We start from the raw sequence: 17,424 nt of genomic DNA, 5'->3' as shown, positions 1-17,424 counted from the left end.
TGCGGCCCACACCTGGGCCGCGCCCAGGGTGGCTGTCCGGCACCTGGACCGGCGCCGGCGGGCGTGGCACCATCCCGCGGATGGAAACCGAGCAACGGAGCGTCACGGCGAACGGCATCACCCAGGCGGTCCGGGTGGCCGGCCCGCCGGACGGCATCCCGGTGCTGCTGATCCACGGCAACTGCTCGTCCGCGCTGTTCTGGGAGCCGCTGGTCCGGCGGCTGCCGCCGACGGTGCGGGTGGTCGCTCCTGACCTGCGCGGGTACGGCGACTCGGCGACGGCCCCGGTGGACGCCACCCGGGGACTGCGGGACTTCGCCGACGACGTGGCCGCCCTCCTGGACGACCCGACGCTCTTCGGCGCCAACGACACCCGCCCGGTGGTCGTCGGGCACTCCCTCGGGGGCGGAGTGGCGATGCGGCTCCTCGTCGACCGTCCAGACCGGGTGGGCGCGTTGCTGCTCGCGGCACCGGTCTCCCCGTACGGCTTCGGCGGCACCCGCGACCTGACCGGCACACCCACCACTCCCGACTTCGCCGGCACCGGCGCGGGCACGGCGAATCCGGACTTCGTCGCCCGGCTCGCCGCCGGCGATCGGAGCGTGGACGCCCCGGCCAGCCCGCGCGCGGTCCTGCGCGCCACCTACGTGGCCGATCCGGCGGCACTGGGCGCGGACGAGGACCTGCTCCTGGACACGGTGCTCTCCACCGCCACCGGGGACGACAACTACCCGGGCACGGCGGCGCCCTCGACGAACTGGCCGGGCACCGCGCCGGGGAAACGTGGTGTGCTCAACGCGCTCGCGCCGACCTGGTTCCGGCTCGCCGACGAGCTGGTGGCCGTCGCCGACAAGCCCCAGGTCACCTGGGTACGCGGCGACGCCGACGTCATCGTCTCGGACACCTCACTGTTCGACCTGGCGTACCTGGGCTCGCTGGGTCTCGTACCCGGCTGGCCCGGCGAGGAGGCCTGCCCGCCGCAGCCGATGGTGGGCCAGACCCGGTCGGTGCTGGAGCGGTACGCGGCGGCCGGCGGCGCGTACCACGAGGTGGTGCTGCCCGGCTGCGGACACAGCCCGCACCTGGAGCGGCCGGCGGAGTTCGTCGCGGAACTGCTGGCCCTGACCAGCGCGCCGGCCGCCTGACGACCCCACGTCGTCGGCGGTGAAATATGCCACGGCGTCTCGACAACCAAGCGTCACGTGGCAGACTCGCGCGCATAACCTTAGCGGCCGTTCAGGGGCCGTGCGGAGTGTCTGGGGAGGCCGGTCGTGGCGCGCGAGTTCAGCACCGTGGGTGTGGTGGGGCTGGGCACCATGGGTGCCGGCATCGTCGAGGTCTTCGCCCGCAACGGCATCGACGTGGTCGCGGTCGAGATCTCCGAGCCGGCGCTGGAACGCGGCCGGGCCACCCTCACCGCCTCCACCGACCGCGCGGTCGCCAAGGGCAAGCTCGCCGCGGCGGACCGCGACGCCCTGCACGAGCGGGTGCACTTCGCGGTCGGGCTGCCCGCGCTGCACTCCGTCGACCTGGTCATCGAGGCGGTGCCCGAGCACCTCGACCTCAAGCAGCGGATCTTCGCCGAACTGGACCGGGTCTGCCGGCCGGAGGCCATCCTCGCCACCAACACCTCGTCGCTGAGCGTCACCGAGATCTCGGTGGCCACCACCCGGCCCAACCAGGTGATCGGCATCCACTTCTTCAACCCGGCGCCCGTGATGAAGCTGGTCGAGGTGGTCCGCACCGTCGTCACCTCGCCCGAGGTGGTCGCCGACGTGGAGGCGCTCTGCGCCCGGCTCGGCAAGGTCGACGTCACCATCAACGACCGGGCCGGCTTCATCGCCAACGCGCTGCTCTTCGGCTACCTGAACCACGCGGTCGCCATGGCCGAGTCGCACTACGCCGCCCGGGAGGACATCGACGCCGCGATGAAGCTCGGCTGCGGTCTGCCGATGGGCCCGCTGGCGCTGATGGACCTGATCGGCCTGGACACCGCGTACGAGATTCTGGACACCATGTACCGGCGCGGCGGGCGGGACCGCCGACACGCCCCGGTGCCGCTGCTCAAGCAGATGGTGACGGCGGGACTGCTCGGCCGGAAGTCGGGCCGGGGTTTCTACACCTACGAGCGGCCCGGCTCGCCGGTGGTCGTACCGGATGAGGCGACGCCGCCCGCGACGGAGGCCGCGCTCGCCGACGGCGCGCGAGCCATCGCGAAGGTCGGCGTCGTTGGGTCCGGGACGATGGCCACCGGCATCATCGAGGTGTTCGCGAAGGCCGGCTACGAGGTCGTCTCGGTGACCCGCGGCGCGGAGAAGTCCGCGAAGGTCTGCGAGGCCGTGAAGACCTCGCTGAACAAGGGCGTGGTGCGGGGCAAGCTCGCCGAGGCTGACCGGGACGCCGCGCTCGGCCGGATCAGCTGGTCGGCCACGCTCGACCACCTCGCCGACGTCGACCTGGTGGTCGAGGCGGTGGTCGAGGAGCTGAGCGTCAAGAAGGCGCTCTTCGCGAGCCTCGACGAGATCTGCAAGCCGGGCGTGGTGCTGGCCACCACCACCTCGTCGCTGCCGGTGATCGACGTGGCGATGGCCACCCAGCGGCCGGCCGACGTGGTGGGGCTGCACTTCTTCAACCCGGCGCCGGTCATGCCGCTGGTCGAGGTGGTCCGCACCATCCGCACCTCCCCGGAGGCCACCGCCACCGCCCGTGCCGTCTGCGCCGCGCTCGGCAAGACCGGTGTGGTCTGCGGCGACCGGTCCGGATTCATCGTCAACGCGCTGCTCTTCCCCTACCTGAACGACGCGGTGAGGATGCTGGAGGCCAGCTACTCGACGGCCGACGACATCGACCACGCCATGAAGCTGGGCTGCGGCTACCCGATGGGTCCCTTCGAGCTGCTCGACGTGGTCGGGCTGGACGTCGCGCTGGCCATCCAGCGCGAGCTGTACCTGGAGTTGCGCGAGCCGGGCTTCGCGCCCGCGCCGCTGCTGGAGCACCTGGTCACCGCCGGCTACCTGGGCCGCAAGACCCGACGCGGCTTCCGCGACCACTCGCACCGCTGACCGGTGTCAACAGTGGGCGCCGGTGACGGCGTCTCAGTGGTGTGACCTTCGAGGAATACGTCAGCAGTCGCGGGCCGGCGCTCGTCCGGCTGGCCCGGCTGCTGACCGGTGACGAGCACCGGGCCGAGGACCTCACCCAGGACGTGTTGGCGCGCGCGTACGTGCACTGGCGGAAGATCGCCCGTGCCGACCATCCGGACGTCTACGTGCGCCGGATGCTCGTCAACGCCAACACCTCCTGGTGGCGTCGCCGATCCAGCCGGGAGTTGGCCACTGCCGAGTTCGCCGACCGGCCGGGGCGCGGGGACCTGGGCGGTGACGCGGCCGACCGGGACGAGATGTGGCGGCTGATCCTCGGCCTGCCCGACCGGCAGCGTGCGGTGCTCGTGCTGCGCTACTACGAGGACCTCGACGACGCGACGATCGCCCAGATTCTCGGCTGTTCCCCGGTCACCGTCCGCACCCACGCGATGCGGGCGCTCAGCCAGCTGCGGGAGCGCCACGGCGTTCCCACGACGAACGGGAGCCGGCCGTGACCAACCTCGACGAGCGGATCGCACGGGTACTCCGGGAGCAGGCCGACGGACCCGTGGACACCGACAGCCTGCTGACGGCGGCGGTGCACGGGGGACGAACCCGTCGGCGGCGACGGCGTGCCGCCATCGGGGCAGGGCTCGGCGTCGCGATGCTGCTCGGGGCCGGTGTGGCCCTCCGCACGCCGTCGGCCGCGCCGCCACAGCCGGCCGTCACGCCCAGCCTGGTCGTGGTCACGCCACCCCGGGCACCGGGGATTCCCGGGGCGGCGGCGAGCCCCGCCCTGGTCGGCTCGGACCCTCAGCTGCTGCACTTCGGGGTCGACCCGTCGGCCGCGAAACCGGTCGCCTGGCGCTCCGCGGCCCGGGTCGAGAGCATGCGGCTGGATCTGGGTGGCGGTGTGCAGGCTCTGGTGATCGTTGCTGCCGACCCACGGACGGCCGAGACCGGTGACCCGAGCCAGCTTTTTGACATCGGCCCCGACAACGCCTACGCCGCCGACAGCGAGAAGGATCTTGCCTCGCCCGGCCCGGGCGTCGACGCCGCATCGCGGTACAACGGGGTGATCCGTCAGCTCGACCGGGTCGCGAAGGGGTGGGTGCTGCGCTGGCAGCCCGTCCCGGGCCTGTACGTCCGGGTCGCGACTCTCGGCGAGACCAGCGCCGACATCCAACGAGCGGCCGCGGCACTTCGGTTCGACGAAGCCCGCCACTGTGTCGCGCCGATCCGACTGACCGCTTTGCCGCCAGGTGCCCGGATCAGCGCGTGCGAGGTGGCGGTGCGTCAGCTGTTCTGGCCCCGCATCGTGAACGTGGCGGGAACCACCACGCCGACCCAGATGCCCGTCACGGATTCGGACCACACCGAAGCGGCGCTGACGGTCGCCCTCCAGGGCGCGGCCACCCTGCCGGTGCGGCTCTTCTACTCACCCCGTCCCTCCTCGCCCGACCGGTCCAAGGCCAACCGCGAGATCGCCGGCCGGCCGGTGTTCGACATGGGCGACTTCTGGCACGTGCTCGGCATTCCGAACACCCTGCTGTCCATGGGGCACGAGAACCGCTGGGAGCGCTCGCCCACGGACGCCGAGGTCAGCACGGTTATCGGCGGGCTCCGGGTCGCCGACGACCTTGGCGAGCCGGCCAGCTGGAAGTGACCGTAACCTTGGTGACTGTGAGCCCCCGTCGCAATCGCCCTCGCCGGGACGACAACGCCAACCTGGACGCCGATCGGGTCCGGCAGGGTGTCGCCTCGGTGCAGCAGTGGACCGACGGCGCCTGGCAGGTACGCGGGATCGGCGCGGGGGCGTCCGTCAAGACGTACCGATGCCCCGGCTGTGACCAGGAGATCCGGCCGGGGGTGGCGCACCTGGTGGCCTGGCCGGCCGACGGCCTGGGGGACCTGACCGACCGGCGGCACTGGCACAGCGGCTGCTGGCGAGCCCGGGACCGGCGCGGCCCGGCGGTGCAACGAGGCCGCGGCACCCCGCGCTACTGACCGACCCGGCCGGGGTGCCCCGCGCTACCGACCGATCCGGCCGGGGCACCCCGGGCTGCGGCTCAGCGACCGGGGCCGGGGTCCCCGCGCCACGGCTCAGCGACCTGGATCACGCTGTTCGTGCCTGGACGGGCGGCGGCGGTGACTTCACGACACACTTGGGCGGTGAGCACAGCGATCCGCGCGTCGTCGATCCTGCCCGGCCGCCGGGAGGACATCGAGCTGCACACCGCCGACGGTCTGCGGCTGGTCGGCGAGTTGGCCCTGCCCGCCGACCGGCCGCCGGTGGCCACCCTGGTCTGCCTGCACCCGCTGCCCACCCACGGCGGGATGATGGACAGCCACGTCTTCCGTAAGGCGGCCTGGCGGTTGCCCGCCCTGGCCGACCTGGCCGTGCTGCGGTTCAACACCCGGGGCACCAGCAGCCTGCGCGGCACCAGCGAGGGCACCTTCGACGGCGCGGTGGGGGAGCGGTACGACGTGGCCGCCGCCATCGAGTACGCGGAGTTCGCCGAGCTGCCCGACATCTGGCTCGTCGGCTGGTCGTTCGGCACCGACCTGGCCCTGAAGTACGGCTGCGACCCCGCTGTCACCGGGGCGATCCTGCTCTCCCCGCCGCTCCGCTTCTCGACACCCGACGACCTGGCCACCTGGGCCGCCTCGGGTCGCCCGCTGACGGCGCTGGTGCCCGAGTTCGACGACTACCTGCGTCCGACCGAGGCGCGGGAGCAGTTCGCCGCCGTGCCGCAGGCCGAGGTCGTCGGCGTGTCGGGTGCCAAGCACCTCTGGGTGGGCGACGCGGAGACGGTGCTCGACGAGATCGTCCGACGGGTCAACCCGGCCGTCGAGGTGCCGCTCCCGACGACCTGGGACGGGCCGATGGAGGCCGGCGACGTCAGCGCGTACGCCGACCGGACGGTGGCCTCGTTCGCCGACACGCCCGTCCCCGGCCCGGCCGCCGGTCAGGCCGGCTGACCCCCTCGCCGTGCGTCAGCGGGTCTCCTGGCGGGGCAGCACCACCTCGCGCAGGATCAGTTGCAGCGCGGCCACCGTGGGGATGGCGATCAGCGCGCCCACCACACCCAGCAGCGCCACGCCCAGCAGCGCGGCCAGCAGGGCGGCCACCTCGTTGACCTCCACCGAGCGCCGCATCACCTTCGGGTAGATCAGGTAGTTCTCCACCTGCTGGTAGATGAGGAAGAAGACCGCGCAGGCGATGCCGGTGGGCAGGTCGGCGGCGAAGCCGACCAGGCTCACGATCACCGCGCCCAGGGTGGCGCCGATCTGCGGGATCAGGTCGGTCACCGCCACCACCACGGCCAGCGCGAACGGGTACGGCAGCCCGACGATCAGCGCGAAGACAAAGGTGGTCGCGCCGGCCAGCACCGCGATGCTCAGCGCGCCGACCATGTAGGCCCCGACCTTGGCCAGGATCTCGTCGCCGATCAGCTGCACCCGCTCCCGCCGCGACCGGGGCACCAACGAGTAGCCGAGGGCGCGCAGCTTGTTGAAGTAGGCCAGGAAGTAGATCGTCAGCACCAGCACCGTCAGCGTCCGGAACACCGTGCCGAAGATCAGTTGTGCGCCGCCCAGCACCCCGCCGAGCGCCCGGCCGACGGTCTGCGCGTTGGCCGCGCCCTGCACGCGCTCCACCACGTCGTACCGCTCCACCAGGTCATTGACCGTCGGATTGCGGCGCAACTCGTCGAGCAGGTTCGGGATCTGGTCGATGAACTGCCCCGACTGCGTCACGATCGGCGGAACCAGCGCGACCACGCCGCCGCAGAGCAGCAGCACCACGGTCAACGCGACAGCCGCCACCGCCAGGCCGTGCGGCACGCCCCAGCGGCGAAGCCGGACCACCGCCGGGTTGAGGCCGACCGCCAGGAAGAGCGCGATCACCACCAGCACCAGGATGCCGCCGGCATTGCGAATCCCCAGATAGAGGGTGTACGCCAGCAGCACGCCCAACGCCCCGGTGAACCCGATCAGGAAGCTGCTGCGGCGCAGCGGACGCCCCGGTGTGCCGAACTTTCCGGACGGGACCGCCGGTGGCTCGTCCGGGTCGATTCCCGGAGCGGGAACCGGCACCGGCGGCGGCGTCTCCGCAGGTGGCGGCGTCTCCGCAGGTGGCGGCGTCTCCGCAGGTGGCGGCGTCTTCGCAGACGGTGGCGTCTCCGCAGGTGGTGGCGTCTTCGCAGACGGTGGCGTCTCAGCCGGCGGGTTTTTCGCTGGCGGTGGCCCCGGGGTCACGTCCGGGTCGTCGCCGGACGGGTCGTGCTGCGGCACCAAGAGACCTCCCGACTCGGGCGGTGGGATGACGGGTGGTGGTCACGAACGACCGCCACGCGGAGGTTCCTCCATCAGTCCGATCGACTGCCGGCGGACGTTTGTGATCATCTCCCAGCGCGTCAGCAGCGTAGCCACCTCATGGTCACCATCGACCACGAGACCGTCAATCTGGCGCTCCATGTGCCCCACCCAACCACCGTCAGCACCCTTCAGACCCCGCTCACGTGCAGATCTTGGACAGTTTCCGTTACGCGCTGACGGAAACTGTCCAAGATCTGGTGGTGTGGCGGCCTCGCGGCGGTGAACGCTGTTCGGATGCTGCCTCCCGATGACGCCGACGCGCTCGACTGGCTCGCCTTCGAGCAGGCAGGCGTGCTGACGACCGCGCAGGTCTCCAGCCTCCTCAGCGAGGGGGCAGTCCGTGGGCGAATCCGCTCCGGCCGCTGGCGGTCGATCTGCCGCGGGATCCTGCTGACCGGCAACGGTCGCCTGAGCCGCGACCAACAGCTCTGGGTCGCGGTGCTGGCTGCCGGACCAGGCGCGATGCTGGCCGGGGTAACCGCCGCCACCGAAGCCGGGGTACGCGGGCTGCGCCGTGAGCCACTGCACGTGCTGGTGCCGGCCGCCCGCCGTGCCGCACGGACCTCGCTGCGTCGCCTCCCCATCGACATGCCCGCAGTGCTGGTGCACCGCACGTCGGTGCTGCCGGACTCGCACCGGCAACTCGCCCGTCCACCGCGCACCACGACGGCCAGAGCACTCGTCGACGCGGCGGGCTGGGCAGTCGGAGTGGAGGAGGCGCAGGGGATGCTGGCGGCCGGATGTCAGCAGCGGCGGGTGCTTCCCGAGGAGTTGCGGACCGTGCTCGACGTCCTCCCGCGAGCGCCCCGCCGGCACCTGATCCAACAGACCGTCGGTGACATCGCCGGCGGCGCGCAGGCGCTCTCCGAGATCGACTTCCTGCGCCTCTGCCGCCGGCACCGGCTGCCCGTACCTGATCTTCAGGAGTATCGGGTCGACGCGGCGGGCCGCAACCGCTGGCTGGACGCGTACTGGCGGCAGTGGCGGGTGCAGGTCGAGATCGACGGCGCGCACCACATGGACGCCCGGCAGTGGGCGGACGACATGCGTCGGCAGAACGATGTCTGGACCAGCGGCGACCGGATCCTGCGCTTTCCGGCCTGGCTGGTCCGTGCCCGCCCCGATGAGGTCGCCGGCACCGTCCGGCGGGCCCTTGTCGCTGCCGGCTGGATCCCCAGCCCATCCCAGCGTCATCCGACGCACATCTGAATCTTGGACAGTTTCCGTCAACGCGTGACGGAAACTGTCCAAGATCTCGGCGCGCACACGAGTCAGCGCTGGCGGCGTACCCGTCAGTCCTTCTCGATGGTGACCTTGCTGGGCTTGGCGCTGCGCTCGTCGGTGGTCGGCTTGCTGGGTCGCTTGCCGTTCTCACCGGTGCTGGTGATCTTGGTCGGCTTGGCGCCCCGGCCACCCTCGCCCGGAACGGCGGCCACGGTCGGCTCCCCGTCCACCCCGGCGCTGGCCGCGCCTCCGTCGACCGTGGTCACCGGCTCGGCCACCGGCCGAGTCGTGGACTGCCCGTTGCTCTCGGCACCGGCGTTCGCCGGTTCGGCCATCGGTCGGGTCGTGGACTGCCCGTTGCTCTCGGCACCGGCGTTCGCCGGCTGCCGGGTGTCGGCGGGCTCGGTCTTGAGGCCGGTGGCCGCACCGGACCCCGGCGACGTGCCGGCGTCGGTGGTGGCCGCGCCGGAGACCGTCGCGCCCTGGTCACCGTCGTCGGCCGCGCCTCGGCTCGCACCGTCACCGGCGGCCGGCGTGGTCGGACCATCGATCGGACCCGCTACGCTCTGCAACCGCACCTCGGTCATCTGCCGCTGTAGCTCGTCCGACTCCTGCCGAGACTTCCAGGTCTCCTGGCGCAGGTCGGCGAGCTGCTGCTGAGCCTGGGCGATCTCCAGCATCACCTGGGCGAGCTGCTGTCGGCCCGCCGCGGACTCCTGCTGCGTGGCCGCCAGGTGCTGCTGAGTGGTGGCCAGGTGCTGCTGGGTGGTGGCCGCGTACTCCTCGAACTGCCGACGGGAGGCCGCGACGTGCTCGTCGGCCTCGCGGCGCTTGCCGCCGGCCTCGGTCTCGGCCCGGCTCAGCAGTTCGGCGGCCTCCGCCTCGGACCGCTGGCGGAGAGCCGCCGCGTCCTGCTCGGCCGCCTGGCGAATCCCGGCCGCGCCCTGCTCGATCTCGTTCTTGCGCGTGGAGTATTCGGTCTCCAGCTGATCCCGGCGGCTCGTGTACCCGGTCTCCAGCTCGTTCTTGCGTCCCGTGTACTCGGTTTCCAACTCGTCGCGGCGGGTGGTGAAACCCCCCTCCAACTCCTGCTGACGGCTGGCGAACCCGGTTTCCAGCTCCTGCTGGCGGGACGTGTGCTGCTTGTCCAGCTCGTCGCGGCGCTTGGCGAACTCCTGCTCGGCAGTGGACCGACGCTGCGCCAACTCCCGGTCGGCCGCCTCGCGACGCGAGTTGACCTCCTGCTCCACCCCGGCCCGCCAGGCGCCCAGCTCCTGCTGGGTCTGCGCCCGGGTGTGCTGCACGTACGCCTCGGTCTCGGTGCGCATCCGCTGCACGTACGCCTCGGTCTCGGCACGGCTGCGCTTGGCCGCCTCGGTGGCCTGCGTGGTCAGCCGCTCCGCCTCCTGCAGCGCCTTGGCGCGGGTGGAGCGCCCGGCCATCGACGCGTCGTCGATGATCTGCTTTGCCTCCTGCTGGGCCTTGGCGTGGCTGGCCCGGCCGGCTTCGGTCGCGGTGTCGGTGAGCCGCTTGGCCTCCTGGAGGGCCTTGGCGTGCACCTCTTTGGCGGCCCCGCGCAGGTCGCTGGCCTCCTGCTGGGCGTTCGCCAATGTCTCCCGGGCCGTCTCGCGCAGCTTGGTCGACTCCTGTTGGGCGCGTGCGTGGATCTCCTTGGCGGTGTCCCGCAGCTGGGTGGCCTCCTGCTGGGCCTTCGCCAGCGCGTCCTGCGCCGCCTTGCGCAACTGCGCCGACTCGTCCTTGGCGGACCGCAGCGTGGCCTCGGCCTCGGCCCGTCGGGCGGCGCTGTGCCGCTCCTCCTCGGAGCGGCGCGCGGCGAGGGCGATCTCGAAGTCCTTCAGGGCCCGCGCGGCCTGCTGGCGGGCCTCCTCGATGATGTGCTCGGCCGCGGCGCGACGGGCCTCGATCTCCACGTTCGCATCGGACAAGATCTGCTCGGCCTGCTCCTCCGCGAGCGTGAGGATCGACTCGACCCGTGGGCCGAGGTGGCGGAACGAGGCCCGGTCGACCACGTTCATCTGCTTGCGGACCTGCGTCAGGTCACGCTGGAGCACCTCGACCTGGCCGGCCAGCTTGTGGATCTGTGTATACGCCTGTTCCCGTTCCGAGGCGAGGGTCGCGATCTCGTGCTCGGCACGCGCGACATACCGATCAACCTGTTTCTTCTCGTACCCCCGCAGAGCGGACTCGAAGCTGGGCTCCGTCGTCACGTCCCCGCCGAGAGCGAACAGTTCCTCGCCGTGCGACATGCCCCCATCCTCACACGCAACAGGGCCTGCTGGGGCGATACGGACGCGCCTTGTGCGACCTACTTCACTCCGTTGCGGGCAAGGGATACCACCGGCTGGGAAACGCATACGGCGCGAGGTTGCACCGGTTACCCGGTGTCACCTCGCGCCGTCGATGCCCCGACCTGACGCCTCGCGTCAGCCGGCGGTCTCCGCCGGCACCCGCTCCTGACCGCCGTCGGTCTTCTTGGCTTCCGGCTTGGCCGCCGGGGCGGCAGCGGGCATCCCCGGAACGATGCCAGCGAGCCCGGAGAGCATCTGGCCCAGCTGCGAGGTGACCGCGTCCTTCTGCCGGGTGAGGTCCTCGACCTCGCGGCGGGCGGCCTGCGTGGTCAGCTCCGCCTCGGTACGGGCCTCGGAGAGCAGACGCTGCGACTCGGCCTTGGCCTCGTTGAGGGTCTTCTCGGAGTGCGCCTTTGCCTTGTCCACCGTCTCGGCGGCGTTGCGCTCCGACTCGACCCGGCGGGCCTCGGCGCGCTGCTCGATCTCCTTCGCCCGCTCCTGCGCGGCCCGAGCACGCTGCTCGGCCTCGCTGACCATCTTCTGGGTCTGCGCGACCTGGGCGGCGTGCCGCTCGGACTCCTCGCGCTCGGACTTCTCCCGCCGCTCGGCCAGCTGGAGCTCCAGAGCCTGAAGGTCCTTGTCGCGCTTGTCCCGCGCGTCGGTCAGCAGCTTGGTCGCCTCGGCGCGCTTCTCCTCAGCCTCGCGGGCGGCCTTCGCCCGCTGCTGGGTGATCTCCCGCTCGGCGGTGGCCCGGAGGGTGGCCACCTCCCGCTCGACTGTCGACTTCAGCTCGGCGACCTCGTGCGCCGTCACGGTACGCAGCTGCTTGGTCTCGCGGTCGGCGTCCGCGCGCAGCGTGTCAGCCTCACGGCGGGCCTGCACCCGGACCTCGGCGGCCTCGCGCTCGGCGGCCGTGCGCAGGTTGCCCGCCTCGCGCTCGGCGCTGGCCTTCATGGCCGCGGCCTCGGCACGCGCCTTGTCGGTGATCTCGCGGGCCTCGAGGCGGGCGGCGGAGAGGATGCCCTCCGACTCGCGCTTCGCCTCGTTGCGGTGGTCGTTCGCCTGCTCCTCGGCGAGCCGGAGGATCTGCTCGACGCGGGTGCCCAGGCCGGAGAGGGTGGGCCGGCTGTTCTCTTCGAGCTGCTTGTTCGTGTCGGTGAGCTTCTGCTCCAGCGCACTCATGCGCTGTTCGGCTTGGCGGAGCCGACGCTGGGCGTCGTTCATCCGCTGCTCGGCCTCGGCACGGGCCTGCTCGGACTGGGTCAGCGCGGCGGTCATCCGGCCGAGGAAGTCATCGACCTGGTGAGTGTTGTAACCGCGCAGGCCGACGGTGAAGTCTGGCTGCGAGTTCGCGTTATCGAAGAACGCGAGAGGGGAGGACTGCTGCTGGGGCATTGGGACATACTGGCAGACGCCCCAGGGTGCTTCGCAAGAGCGGTGCGCAGCTTTCGTGGCCTCTTTACATGGTCAACTCCCGCCATCGGCGGAGCGGGACCAATCGCCGATCTTGGCAGGTCCCGGGCGGGTCGGACGCCACGGAGCGTGACGCGGAAAAGGGCCCCGGGGTTACCCCGAGGCCCTTTGTTCGATCCGGGCGGGTTTTCCGCTAATGGGAGCGGAAGAACAATGTCCGATCAGCGCATTGGCCATCGAGCCTTCATCCGTCCGGCCGGCGGTGCCGGTCAGCGCTCCGGGCCGGCGGTGCCGGTCAGTGCCCCCGGAAGCGGTTGATCGCCTCCTCGTGCCGGGCCCGCAGCTCCCCGTCGCGTACGCCCAGACCGTCCTCGGGTGCGAGGCAACGCACCCCGACCTTGCCCTGGTGGGCGTTGCGGTGCACCTCGTACGCGGCCTGGCCGGTCTGCTCCAGAGCGTAGGTCCGGGACACCGTCGGGTGCACCTTGCCGAGCGCGACCAGACGATTGGCCTGCCACGCCTCGTGGTAGTTGGCGAAGTGGCTGCCGACGATCCGCTTGAGGTGCATCCAGAGGTAACGGTTGTCGTACTGGTGCTGGAAACCACTCGTGGAGGCGCAGGTGACGATGGTCCCACCGCGCCGGGCCACGTAGACGCTGGCGCCGAACGTCTCCCGACCCGGGTGTTCGAAGACGATGTCCGGGTCCTCGCCGGCGGTCAGCTCACGGATCCGCTCGCCGAAGCGCTTCCACTCGTCTGGGTCCTGGGTCTCCTCGTCCTTCCAGAAGCGGAAGCCCTCCGCCGCCCGGTCGATGACCAGGTCCGCACCCATCCGGCGGCACAGCTCGGCCTTCTCCGGCGAGGAGACGACGCATACCGGGATCGCGCCACCGTTGAGTGCCATCTGGGTGGCGTACCCGCCGAGGCCGCCGGAGGCGCCCCAGATCAACACCACGTCGCCCTGCTTCATGTTGGCCCCGTGATGCGAGACGAGCTGTCGGTACGCGGTGGAGTTGACCAGCCCGGGGCTGGCCGCCTCCTCCCAGCTCAGGTGCCGTGGCTTGGGCATCAGCTGGTTGGCCTTGACCACCGCCAGCTCGGCCAGCCCACCGAAGTTGGTCTCGAAGCCCCAGATCCGCTGCTGCGGGTCGAGCATGGTGTCGTCGTGCCCGGCCGCGTCCTCCAACTCGACGGAGAGGCAGTGCGCGACCACCTCGTCGCCGGGGGCCCAGCGGGTCACCCCGGGGCCGGTGCGCAGCACCACGCCCGCCGCGTCCGAGCCGACCACGTGGTACGGCAGGTCGTGTCGGCGGGTCAGCTCGGAGACCCGGCCGTAGCGCTCCAGGAACTTGAAGGTGGGCAGCGGCTCGAAGATGCTGGTCCACACCGTGTTGTAGTTGATCGCGCTGGCCATCACAGCGATCAGCGCCTCGCCCGGCGCCAGCTCCGGCGTCGGCACCTCCTGCACGTGCAGCGCCTTGCGCGGGTCCTTGTCCCGGGTGGGCATGCCGTCGAACATCCGGGCCTCCTCGGCGCGGACCACGACGCCTCGGTAACTCTCCGGTACGGGCAGCCCGGCGACGCCGGCGAGTTCGCGGTCCGGATCGTTCGATTCCTCCGCCGCCATGATCGCTTCGAGGATGTCCTGCACGGTGACCTCCGGTTCGTCCGCACCCGCACGGGCCCGGGTGCTGCCATCGTCGGCGCCGGTGGGTCACGACCGCCATGTCGGCATTCGACACATCCGACCCCGGTCGCGCTCCGGTGGGGCCGGACGTTACTGAACGGTAGCTAGACCGGGAAGTCCTCTGTGAAAAACTGCATCCGCCGATGCGTGAAGGTGTCCGGCCGCCCCACCAACCGCGCACTGACGTGCGCGCACGTGGCGCGCGGGGGGGCACGTGGCGCGCGGAGGCGCGCGGGCCGCGCGGAGGGCGACAACTTCGGGGATGTTGCTGCCTCACGTTCGGTGGAGGCAGCAACATCCCCGAAGTTGCGCGGATCTTGCTGGCGCGGGCGGGGTGCGGCGGTGGCGTGGGCGGGGTACGGCGGCGGGCGCGGCGCCGGCGAGGCGCGGCCTGGCGGCGGCGCGGGCGGGGTGCGGGCGCGGCGGGCGTGAGCGCGGGGACGCGCCGGCGCGGGGTCAGTGGGCGGTGAGGGCTGGTTGGACCAGTTCGACGAGGACGCCACCGGCGTCCTTCGGGTGGACGAAGTTGATCCGGCTGTCCGCGGTGCCGCGCCGCGGTGTGTCGTAGAGCAGCCGCATCCCGCGCGCGCGCAGCGCCGCGCACGCCGCGTCGATGTCCACCACCGTGTACGCGACCTGCTGCACCCCCGGACCGTTGCGGTCCAGGAACTTGGCGATCGTCGACTCCGGGGTGAGCGGGGCGAGCAGTTGCACGCAGCCACCCTCGGTGGTCGGCCCGACGGCCAGCATCGCCTCCCGCACGCCCTGCTCGGCGTTGGTCTCGACGTGCACACAGCGCATCCCGAACGTCCGCTGGTAGAAGTCGATGGCGGCGTCCAGGTCGGCCACGGCGATCCCGACGTGGTCGATCTTGCGAAGCCCGATGTCTGTGACGGAGTCGGCACCGGGCTCGGCGGAGGAGTTCTCGGTCATGGCGCTAGTCTGACCGAACAATCGTTAAGGCGTACAGCTCGGCACCCCCCTCGGAGGCAGGCATGGCTTCGGTGATCGTCAGCGGCGCGCGGACCCCGATGGGCCGGCTGCTGGGCAACCTCAAGGACCTTTCGGCCACGAAGCTGGGCGGGATCGCCATCAAGGCCGCGCTGGAGCGGGCCGGGGTCAGCCCCGACCAGGTCCAGTACGTGATCATGGGCCAGGTGCTGCAGGCCGGCGCCGGTCAGATCCCGGCGCGGCAGGCCGCGGTCGAGGCCGGCGTGCCGATGTCGGTGCCGGCGCTGACCATCAACAAGGTCTGCCTCTCCGGCCTGGACGCGATCGCCCTGGCCGACCAGCTGATCCGTGCCGGCGAGTTCGACATCGTGGTGGCCGGCGGCATGGAGTCGATGACCAACGCCCCGCACCTGCTGATGGGTCAGCGCACCGGCTACAAGTACGGCGACGTGGTGGTCAAGGACCACATGGCGCACGACGGGCTCAGCGACGCCTGGGACTGCTGCTCGATGGGCGAGTCGACCGAGCGCCTCGGTGCCCGGCACGGCATCACCCGCGAGGAGCAGGACGCGTTCGCCGCCGCCAGCCACCAGCGGGCCGCCGCCGCGCAGAAGAACGGCCACTTCGCCGACGAGATCGCCCCGGTGGTCATCCCGCAGCGCAAGGGTGACCCGCTGGTGATCAGCGAGGACGAGGGCATCCGCCCGGACACGACCGTCGAGTCGCTGGCCAGGCTGCGCCCCGCCTTCGCCAAGGACGGCACCATCACCGCCGGCAGCTCGTCGCCGATCTCCGACGGCGCCGCTGCCGTGCTCGTCATGAGCAAGGCCAAGGCCACTGAGCTGGGGCTGACCTGGCTGGCCGAGATCGGTGCGCACGGCAACGTGGCCGGCCCGGACAACTCCCTGCACTCGCAGCCGTCCAACGCGATCAACCACGCGTTGAAGAAGGGTGGCCTGAGCGTCGCCGACCTGGACCTGATCGAGATTAACGAGGCGTTCGCGCAGGTCGGCGTGCAGTCCACCCGGGACCTCGGCATCAGCCCGGACAGGGTCAACGTCAACGGCGGCGCCATCGCGCTGGGGCACCCGATCGGCATGTCCGGCGCTCGTCTCGTCCTCACCCTCGCTCTGGAGCTGAAGCGGCGCGGTGGCGGCACCGGCGCGGCGGCGCTCTGCGGTGGCGGCGGCCAGGGCGACGCGCTGATCATCCACGTGCCGGGCAAGGCTGCGGTGGACCAGTGAGCGCGCGACGTGAGCCGGTTCTGCGAGCGCCGCGGTCGCGTCCAAGGGTGGTGCGGTGAGCGACGCGGCGGAGCACGTCCCGTCCACGGGCACCACGTCGGTGCGCCGCACCCGGGACGTACCGATGCTTGTCGAACGGGCCCGCGCGGGTGACCCCCGCGCGGTGGCCCGGCTGATCACACTCGTGGAGAACGGCGACTCGCTGCTGCCGGCGATCGCCGCCGCGCTGGCGCCGTACGCCGGGCAGGCCCAGGTCGTCGGGCTGACCGGTTCGCCCGGGGTGGGCAAATCGACCACCACGAACGAGCTGGTCCGCGCGCTGCGGGCGAAGGGGCATCGGGTCGGCGTGCTGGCGGTCGACCCGTCCAGCCCGTTCACCGGTGGAGCGATCCTCGGCGACCGGGTGCGGATGCAGGACCACGCCACCGATCCGGGCGTCTACATCCGGTCCATGTCCAGCCGGGGTCACCTCGGCGGGTTGGCCGCGGCGACGCCGCAGGCGGTCCGGGTGCTGGAGGGCGCCGGCTGTGACGTGGTGCTGGTGGAGACCGTCGGGGTCGGGCAGGCCGAGGTGGAGGTGGCCTCGCTGGCCGACACCACACTGGTGCTGCTCGCACCCGGCATGGGTGATGCGATCCAGGCGGTCAAGGCCGGCATCCTGGAGATCGCCGACGTGTTCGTGGTCAACAAGGCCGACCGGGACGGCGTCGACGCCACCGTCCGCGACATCCAGGGCATGATCGCCCTCGGTGAGCGTGGCCCGGGGCAGTGGAGACCGCAGGTGGTCCGCTCGGTCGCCGCGCGCGGCGAGGGCATCGAGGAGATCGCGGCGGCGATCGACAAGCACCGGGGTTGGCTCGTCGAGCACGGCGAGCTGCGCCGGCGCCAGGAGGCGCGGGCCGCCGCCGAGGTCGAGGCGATCGCGCTCGGCACCCTTCGCGCCCGGATCGGCTCACTGCGCGACGGTACGGAGTTGGCCACGCTCGCCGCCAAGGTGGCCGAGGGCGCGATCGACCCCTACCGGGCGGCGGACGAACTGCTCGCCCAGCTCGCCCGCTGAACCGGAGAGTGCCGCGGGCGGAGTCGACGATCGGCGGCGCCCCCGCGCGTGCGGCTCCAGCCGCAGTTCCCCG

At 71.9% G+C, this 17,424-nt stretch carries 15 protein-coding genes; 9 read left to right on the top strand and 6 right to left on the bottom strand.

The window, feature by feature from the left end; all coding sequences use genetic code 11:
* Positions 1-80 precede the first annotated feature (80 nt).
* From AB0C25_RS16300 to AB0C25_RS16275, 6 genes are all read left to right on the top strand, one after another.
* Positions 81-1,145: an alpha/beta hydrolase gene (locus AB0C25_RS16300; RefSeq protein WP_357373801.1), complete on the top strand. Its 1,065-nt coding sequence runs from the start codon at positions 81-83 to the stop codon at positions 1,143-1,145.
* A 126-nt stretch (positions 1,146-1,271) separates the two neighbouring features.
* Positions 1,272-3,062: a 3-hydroxybutyryl-CoA dehydrogenase gene (locus AB0C25_RS16295; RefSeq protein WP_357373799.1), complete on the top strand. Its 1,791-nt coding sequence runs from the start codon at positions 1,272-1,274 to the stop codon at positions 3,060-3,062.
* Positions 3,063-3,103: 41 nt separating this feature from the next.
* Positions 3,104-3,598, top strand: a complete 495-nt coding sequence (locus AB0C25_RS16290) for a SigE family RNA polymerase sigma factor (RefSeq protein ID WP_357246294.1) — start codon at positions 3,104-3,106, stop codon at positions 3,596-3,598.
* Positions 3,595-4,749 carry a hypothetical protein gene (locus AB0C25_RS16285; protein ID WP_357373797.1) on the top strand — a complete coding sequence of 385 codons (1,155 nt, stop codon included), beginning with the start codon at positions 3,595-3,597 and terminating at the stop codon, positions 4,747-4,749. The genes AB0C25_RS16290 and AB0C25_RS16285 overlap by 4 nt, the downstream gene beginning before the upstream one ends.
* Before the next feature lie 11 nt (positions 4,750-4,760).
* Entirely contained in the window at positions 4,761-5,090 is a 330-nt protein-coding gene (locus AB0C25_RS16280) for an ATP/GTP-binding protein (protein WP_130404050.1), read from the top strand.
* 165 nt (positions 5,091-5,255) lie between these two features.
* Positions 5,256-6,065 (top strand): alpha/beta hydrolase, encoded by an 810-nt coding sequence (locus AB0C25_RS16275; RefSeq protein ID WP_357373795.1) that lies wholly within the window; start codon positions 5,256-5,258, stop codon positions 6,063-6,065.
* A gap of 15 nt (positions 6,066-6,080) precedes the next feature.
* Here AB0C25_RS16275 and AB0C25_RS16270 read toward each other — a convergent pair whose 3' ends face one another.
* Positions 6,081-7,181 (bottom strand): AI-2E family transporter, encoded by a 1,101-nt coding sequence (locus AB0C25_RS16270; RefSeq protein ID WP_357373793.1) that lies wholly within the window; start codon positions 7,179-7,181, stop codon positions 6,081-6,083.
* 240 nt (positions 7,182-7,421) lie between these two features.
* A complete protein-coding gene (locus AB0C25_RS16265; RefSeq protein WP_357373791.1) occupies positions 7,422-7,562 on the bottom strand; it encodes a hypothetical protein in 141 nt (46 codons plus the stop codon).
* A 135-nt stretch (positions 7,563-7,697) separates the two neighbouring features.
* Here AB0C25_RS16265 and AB0C25_RS16260 point away from each other — a divergent pair, with 135 nt between their 5' ends.
* Positions 7,698-8,672 carry a hypothetical protein gene (locus tag AB0C25_RS16260; protein WP_357373789.1) on the top strand — a complete coding sequence of 325 codons (975 nt, stop codon included), beginning with the start codon at positions 7,698-7,700 and terminating at the stop codon, positions 8,670-8,672.
* 83 nt (positions 8,673-8,755) lie between these two features.
* On the opposite strand, the gene AB0C25_RS16255 is transcribed toward AB0C25_RS16260, so the two are convergent.
* The 4 genes from AB0C25_RS16255 to mce form a co-directional block, all read right to left on the bottom strand.
* Complete coding sequence (locus AB0C25_RS16255; protein WP_357373787.1) at positions 8,756-10,954, bottom strand: hypothetical protein; 2,199 nt, start codon at positions 10,952-10,954, stop codon at positions 8,756-8,758.
* Between the two features lie 177 nt (positions 10,955-11,131).
* The gene (locus AB0C25_RS16250) at positions 11,132-12,391 is read right to left on the bottom strand and encodes a DivIVA domain-containing protein (RefSeq protein WP_357373785.1); all 1,260 of its coding nucleotides are present in this window, start codon (positions 12,389-12,391) and stop codon (positions 11,132-11,134) included.
* Between the two features lie 313 nt (positions 12,392-12,704).
* Positions 12,705-14,060, bottom strand: a complete 1,356-nt coding sequence (ccrA, locus tag AB0C25_RS16245; protein ID WP_357373783.1) for a crotonyl-CoA carboxylase/reductase — start codon at positions 14,058-14,060, stop codon at positions 12,705-12,707.
* 492 nt (positions 14,061-14,552) lie between these two features.
* A complete protein-coding gene (mce, locus tag AB0C25_RS16240) occupies positions 14,553-15,029 on the bottom strand; it encodes a methylmalonyl-CoA epimerase (protein ID WP_357373781.1) in 477 nt (158 codons plus the stop codon).
* A gap of 62 nt (positions 15,030-15,091) precedes the next feature.
* Here mce and AB0C25_RS16235 point away from each other — a divergent pair, with 62 nt between their 5' ends.
* Both AB0C25_RS16235 and meaB read left to right on the top strand, forming a co-directional pair.
* A complete protein-coding gene (locus AB0C25_RS16235; protein ID WP_357373779.1) occupies positions 15,092-16,291 on the top strand; it encodes an acetyl-CoA C-acetyltransferase in 1,200 nt (399 codons plus the stop codon).
* A 55-nt stretch (positions 16,292-16,346) separates the two neighbouring features.
* The gene (meaB, locus tag AB0C25_RS16230; protein ID WP_357373777.1) at positions 16,347-17,351 is read left to right on the top strand and encodes a methylmalonyl Co-A mutase-associated GTPase MeaB; all 1,005 of its coding nucleotides are present in this window, start codon (positions 16,347-16,349) and stop codon (positions 17,349-17,351) included.
* Positions 17,352-17,424: the final 73 nt, after the last annotated feature.

The sequence above is a fragment of the Micromonospora sp. NPDC048839 genome, from assembly GCF_040649915.1.
GTDB lineage: Bacteria > Actinomycetota > Actinomycetes > Mycobacteriales > Micromonosporaceae > Micromonospora.
The sequence above is the reverse complement of the archived record's forward strand: the minus strand, read 5'-3'. Positions and strand labels throughout refer to the sequence as shown.